The organism is Deltaproteobacteria bacterium PRO3, from assembly GCA_030263375.1.
GTDB lineage: Bacteria > UBA10199 > UBA10199 > DSSB01 > DSSB01 > DSSB01.
In genome coordinates this window covers 1-5500 of the sequence record SZOV01000148.1, presented here as the reverse complement: position 1 = coordinate 5500, position 5500 = coordinate 1, and the positions used below count along the sequence as shown (strand labels likewise).

Sequence of the window (5500 nt, the reverse complement as noted above, 5' to 3'; positions counted from 1 at the left end):
GGAGAAGATCCTCGAGTCCCTGGCCGCGGCCCATGGCGGCAAGTCCTTCCCCGACGATTTGACTTTGCTCAAACTTCAGATCGATTGAAGGGAACCCACGAAGATTCGCCATCTCGATCTTGCAATGATGCCGGGCGCTGGTTATCCTCGTATAATATGGCCAAGATCTTGCTAATGGACGAGCCGGCGACTCGAGTCGCCGGCCCGGCCTTAGAGGCGATGGGGCATACCTGCATCCTGGCCTCCGACGCCCGGGAGGCCGAGGCCCTGATGAAGGAGCGTCCCTTCGACGTGCTCGTCCTGGAGATCCGGGACAAGGCCGAGGGCTTCCGCTTCTTCGACCGGGCTCTGGATTTGAGGCCGGAGTGCCGCGGCGTGGCCGTTCTCGCCGATTCCTTGGAGGAATATTTTCCCGAGCTGCTGGGCCGCGACCAGCCGAGGAACTTCCTGGCGGACAACGGCGCGATTGACGTCGAGGATCTCGGCGTCACCGTCCGCAAGCTGTCGGGCGGCGACATCTTCGGGATCGAGCAGTACGGCGTGACGCCCGTCGAGACTCTGAAGCTGCGCTCCCCCGCGGAAAAGTACCCCGTGATCGAGCGGGTCCGCGACTTCTACCTGACGCGGGGCGTCGCCCCGCGCATCGTCCGTAACGTCGAGCTGATCCTCAACGAGCTGCTGATGAACGCCATGTTCGACGCCCCCGTCGACGCGAGCGGGGCCCGTCACTACAACCAGCGGGACCGCTCCGACAACTTCGCGCTGGGCGAGGCCGAGCGCCCCACCTTGGCCTACGGCATCGGCGAATCCCACCTGGCCCTCTCGGTCTCCGACCCCTTCGGGACCATGAGCCAGGAGATCTTTTTCGCCTGCATCCACCGCTGCTTCACCGAGAGATCGGTCCTGGAAGGGGCGGGGAAGGGCGCGGGCATGGGTTTGTTTCTCGTCTTCAAATCCCTCGACCGCATGGTCATCAACGTGGCGCCGCGGCGCCGCACCGAGATGATCGCCTTGATCGACCATCGCGCCTCCTTGGGCGAATTGAAGCGACGACGGCATTCTTTCCACTATTTTCGTAGCGACGACCATCTTGGCGGAGCGGAAAGGCGGATCTCATGAGCCAAAAACTGAAAATCGACCGAAGCGAGGAGCCCGGGACCACCCGGCTCGTCTTGAAGGGGATCATCGACGAGGACGCGGACTTCGACGTCGCCTTCGCCGACGTCAAGCCGACGGTGGTGGTGAACCTCGAAGGCATCGAGATGATCAATTCCTGCGGCGTCCGGGAATGGGTTCACGCCATCCAGGCCTTCCCGAAAACCGCGCGCGTCGTCTACGAGAAATTGGCCCCGCGCATCGTCGAACAGGTCAACTACGTCGCCAACTTCCTGGGCCACGGCAAGGTGACGTCCTTTTACGCGCCCTATTTTTGCCCGAAGTGCAAGAAAGAGGCGAATGTCCTGCTCAGCGTCGAGGCCATGGCCCGCGCCTCCAGCGCCAAGGCCCCGACGGAAAAATGCCCCGCTTGCAAGGGGACGATGGAATTCGACGACATCGAGGAAGAATATTTCTCTTTTCTGGAGAACGTCGCCTCTTGAGATTCACGGTTTAGGTCAGCAGGGATGCGTTGAGCCGGTCGAATTCGGCCGGCACGCAGGTCTCGGCCAAATCCACGACCTTCGGGATGGCCTTCACGTCGAGGAAACTCACGTTCGACAGGTTGACGTTCACTTCCCAGAGCTCGACGTTCGGGTCGCGCACGAGCAGCCGTTTTTGGTCCGCGATGCGCGCCCGCCGGATCAGGTCGGTCAGGTGGACCGTCATGCGCAGGTGTTGCAGCGCGGGTATCTTGCGGATCAGCCATCCGTCGAAGAAATCGATGGTGGAGAGGTCCGTGCCCAGGTCGACCGCGATGACCAGCAGCCGTTTTTTCTTCTCCAAACCGACTTCCCGATCCTGCAGCCATTTTTTGTAGATGGAAACCGTGGGGATCTCCTCGCCGGCGCCGCCGTCCGTGTAGGTGCGCTTTCCTCCGGCGTCGGCGATGACCTTCGGTGTGAAAATGACCGGAATGGCGCTGGAGGCGATGATCGCGTCCATCGGGTCGGTGGGGAAGATGAAATCGCGGTAGAGGCCCTCGGGGATGGGCGTGTGCGTGAGCACGTCGGTGCGATTCTTCTCCAGGTTGTAGGCTAGGCAATACCAAGGGTATTTTTGTTTTCCGGTCTCCAGGGTCTTGCCCATCAGGGCCTGCAGCGACTCGTTGATATTGTGAAAGCCCTTCAAGACCGGCCCCCCGTTGCTCTTGGTCACGGCCTCCTTCAAAATGTTTTTGGCGATCGAGAAGGCCGAGGGAACCAGTTGCAAGTGGTGGGTTTTGAAAAAATCGTCGGCTTGCTGAACGATTTGGTCGGCCTTCAGGCCCATCGCGAAGAATAGGCCGACGATGGCGCCCCCGCTGGAGCCCCAGACCTCCGAGATATGCCGCTCGGCCCCGATTTTTTCCAAAAAGCGCAGCACCGAGATGTGCGCGAACATGCGGATACCGCCGCTCCCCATCGAGACCACCACCTTGGTGTCTTTCTGGGAGAGGCTGCGGATCAGACGGGAATAGCGGCGTGAAAAAGCACTGGCAGTCGCCGGCGCCGTCTTCTTTTTCACAATTGTATTGATCTTCCCCACACCGAACCTGTACAATTTTAACCTAGGGGTTAAATAAAGACAAGATGGAATGGAAATCGAATCGCCGCGTCCTGATCATCGCGGGGCCCAAGCCGATCTCGGCCGAGAGCTTGGCGCCGCATGAAGGCCTGGCGGCCAAAAACCTAAATGCGGCCTTCCACCATATTTCGAGCTCCCGGCCCGATTTGGTGATCTATTTTGCCAAGGGGAAGGACGACAACCTGGAGGAGCATGTCCTGACTTGGCTGATCGAGGGCTTTCACGGGAAATTCCTGCTCTTCGACACCATGAATCGGGTCAAGGACTCGGCCGTCCTGCTGCAGAGCCAGGTGATCGACGATTATTTCAGCGGGCCGGTGGGCACCGAGCGTTTCTTGACGATCATCAAGAACCGGCTTTCCCATGAGAGCCACTTCGCCCCGCCCCGGGCGATGACGACCTTCGACCTGTTCCGCAACCTCTTCGAGCGGGGCCTGGACGCCATCTTCTTCTTCAACGAGGAGCTGACCCATTGCGTGGCGGCCAACATCCGCGCCGAGCAGGTCACGGGATTGAGCCTCGACGAGCTTCGGCACTCGAGCCTCCGCGATCTCTGCGTGGAGGGGGAATACGAGGACACCCTCCGCACCATACGGAGGGCCGGGCGCCATTACTACGACTCCCGCGGCACCACCGTTTTGAAGGGCGCGGGGGGGCGGCAGATCCAGGCCGCTTTCAGTTGCGGCGTCTTCGGCTTCGGCCGGAGAAATTTCGTCAAGCTCGAGGTGCAGAGCCTGCCCACCGCCTTGGGCAAGGCATCGCCCGTCCTCAAGGGCAAGGGCGCCGCCGAGCGGGCCTCGCATCCGGTGCTGCATTCCCCGGGCTGATCTTCCCCAAAAAACGCCCTACTCCTCCGCCGGGGCTTCGTGTTAGCCAGGCGCGATGCAGCCCTTCGTCCCCCAGCGCCTCCTGATCGAAGCGGCCGTCGCCGAGGCCCCCGTGACGCTCCGGATCCGAGCCGCCTTCCCGGCGGTGCCGGCGGAGATCCTCCCCGACATCCGGGATTGGAAGGAGCCAGGGCCGATCACGCCCGCCAAGCGCATCCTCGCCGTGGCCGAGCACCGGGGCGAGGCCCTGAAGCCCTTTCCCAAGATCAAGCACGCGATCAATCTGGGCGACTACGTCTTCAATCCCGTCTCCAACTGCCACCTCGAGTGCAGCTACTGCATCCTGCAGAGCTACCTGCAAAACAACCCCGTCTTGACGGTCTTCGCCAACACGGGGCGTTTCCTGGACGCGATCCGAGCCCTGGCCGCCGCGCAGCCGGGGCGGGGGCTGCGCCTGGGCACGGGCGAGCTCTCCGATTCCCTGGCCCTCGACGACGTCACGGGTTTCAGCGGGGAATGGATCCCCTTTTTCGCCGGCCAGCCGGACCTGTTTCTGGAATTGAAAACGAAGTCCGACCGCATCGACCAGCCGCTCAAGCTCGACGGGCGCGGGCACACCGTCCTTTCCTGGTCCCTGGCCCCGGAGGAGATCGCTCGGCGGGAGGAGCTGAAGTGCGCCTCGACGGCCAGGCGCCTGGACTGCGCCCGCCGCGCGCAGGCGGCCGGTTACCCGGTGGGCCTGCACCTCGACCCCCTGATCTGTCACAAGGGTTGGGAAAAAAATTACGACGCGCTTTTGGAGGCGATCGCCGCCGCCCTCGACCCGCGCCGCGTCGCCTGGGTCAGCATCGGCAGCCTGCGTTACGACAAGGCCTTGAAAGAGATCGCCACGGAGCGCTTTCCCCAGACCAAGATCTTCGCCGAGGACTTCGTCCCCGCGCCGGACGGCAAGCTGCGCTACTTCAAGACCTTGAGGCGCGAGATGTACCGTCGGGTCTGGCGGCGCCTCGGCGAGTGGAGCGAGGCGGTCCCGCGCTATCTCTGCATGGAGCCGCCATGGATGTGGGAGGAAGTCACGGGGCGGGCCGCGCCGCCACCCGAGGCGGTGGAGGCGCGTCTCTTGGCCCGGCTCAGAGAGTTGGCCGCCGCATGAGGGAGTTTCGCCGCGACATCCCGATGCCCGCGCCCGGCCGCCTAGCCGCCTTGGCGGCCGCCGCAGCCCCGGCCTGCTGGCTGGACAGTGCCCTGCCCGGGCACCCGCGGGCGCGACACTCGCTCTTGGCTCTGCGCCCGCTGCGGGTCTTCCAGGCCGAGGCCGCGGAGCTGGAGCCGCGCCTGCGCCAGTGGGACGCCTGGCTCCGGTCCTGGAGCGGCCGGATCGAATCCGAGGCCTTCTTCTCCGGCGGCCTGGTCGGTTACCTGAGCTACCCGGAGGGCCGTTTTTCCGCGCCTCTGCCGGCGGCGCAGTTCTTTCTCTTCGACAGCGGGATCCGCATCGACGCGGTTCGGGGAAGCGCCGAGGTCTTTTCGCTCGGCCTTCGCGAGCACTTGAGCGGCGCGGACCCTGCCCTGGCCGAGGCCCGCTGCCTCGAGCTCGAAGGCCTCGTGCGGTCCGCGCCGGAGGCCGTCGCCCGCGCGCCGCGACTAACCTCGCTTTGCGCGGAGCTGTCGCGGGAGTCCTACCTCTCGAAGGTCAAAGACATCCGCGAGCGCATCCTGCGCGGCGATTGCTATCAGGTCAATTTTTCCCAGCGCTTCGTCGCGACGGGCGATTGGAATCCGGCCGAGCTCTACCTGCGCCTGCGCTCGGCCTCGCCCGCACCCCAGATGGCCTTCCTCAATCTGGGGCACGGCCAAATTCTCTCGGCCTCGCCCGAGACCCTGCTCGAGGTCGAGGGGCGCCGCGCGTGTTCCCTGCCGATCAAGGGGACGCGGCCGCGCGGCGCGGATCC

The 5500-nt window shown here is 64.1% G+C and carries 5 protein-coding genes; 4 read left to right on the top strand and 1 reads right to left on the bottom strand.

Annotation, left to right across the window (positions count from 1 at the left end; all coding sequences use genetic code 11):
* Nucleotides 1-156 precede the first annotated feature (156 nt).
* Both FBR05_14555 and FBR05_14550 read left to right on the top strand, forming a co-directional pair.
* On the top strand, nucleotides 157-1119 hold the full coding sequence (locus tag FBR05_14555; protein ID MDL1873398.1) for a hypothetical protein: 963 nt from the start codon (nucleotides 157-159) through the stop codon (nucleotides 1117-1119).
* Entirely contained in the window at nucleotides 1116-1598 is a 483-nt protein-coding gene (locus FBR05_14550; GenBank protein MDL1873397.1) for a hypothetical protein, read from the top strand. The genes FBR05_14555 and FBR05_14550 overlap by 4 nt, the downstream gene beginning before the upstream one ends.
* A gap of 10 nt (nucleotides 1599-1608) precedes the next feature.
* On the opposite strand, the gene FBR05_14545 is transcribed toward FBR05_14550, so the two are convergent.
* On the bottom strand, nucleotides 1609-2661 hold the full coding sequence (locus FBR05_14545; protein ID MDL1873396.1) for a patatin-like phospholipase family protein: 1053 nt from the start codon (nucleotides 2659-2661) through the stop codon (nucleotides 1609-1611).
* Between the two features lie 65 nt (nucleotides 2662-2726).
* Here FBR05_14545 and FBR05_14540 point away from each other — a divergent pair, with 65 nt between their 5' ends.
* Nucleotides 2727-3548: a PAS domain S-box protein gene (locus FBR05_14540; protein MDL1873395.1), complete on the top strand. Its 822-nt coding sequence runs from the start codon at nucleotides 2727-2729 to the stop codon at nucleotides 3546-3548.
* A gap of 516 nt (nucleotides 3549-4064) precedes the next feature.
* On the top strand, nucleotides 4065-5500 hold a 1436-nt coding region (locus FBR05_14535; GenBank protein ID MDL1873394.1), incomplete at its 3' end, for a hypothetical protein.

Excerpts from the sequence above, each read along its gene's own strand:
- FBR05_14555 (MDL1873398.1), top strand. The coding sequence starts at position 157 with ATGGCCAAGATCTTGCTAATGGACGAGCCGGCGACTCGAGTCGCCGGC.
- FBR05_14550 (MDL1873397.1), top strand. The coding sequence starts at position 1,116 with ATGAGCCAAAAACTGAAAATCGACCGAAGCGAGGAGCCCGGGACCACC.
- FBR05_14540 (MDL1873395.1), top strand. The coding sequence starts at position 2,727 with ATGGAATGGAAATCGAATCGCCGCGTCCTGATCATCGCGGGGCCCAAG.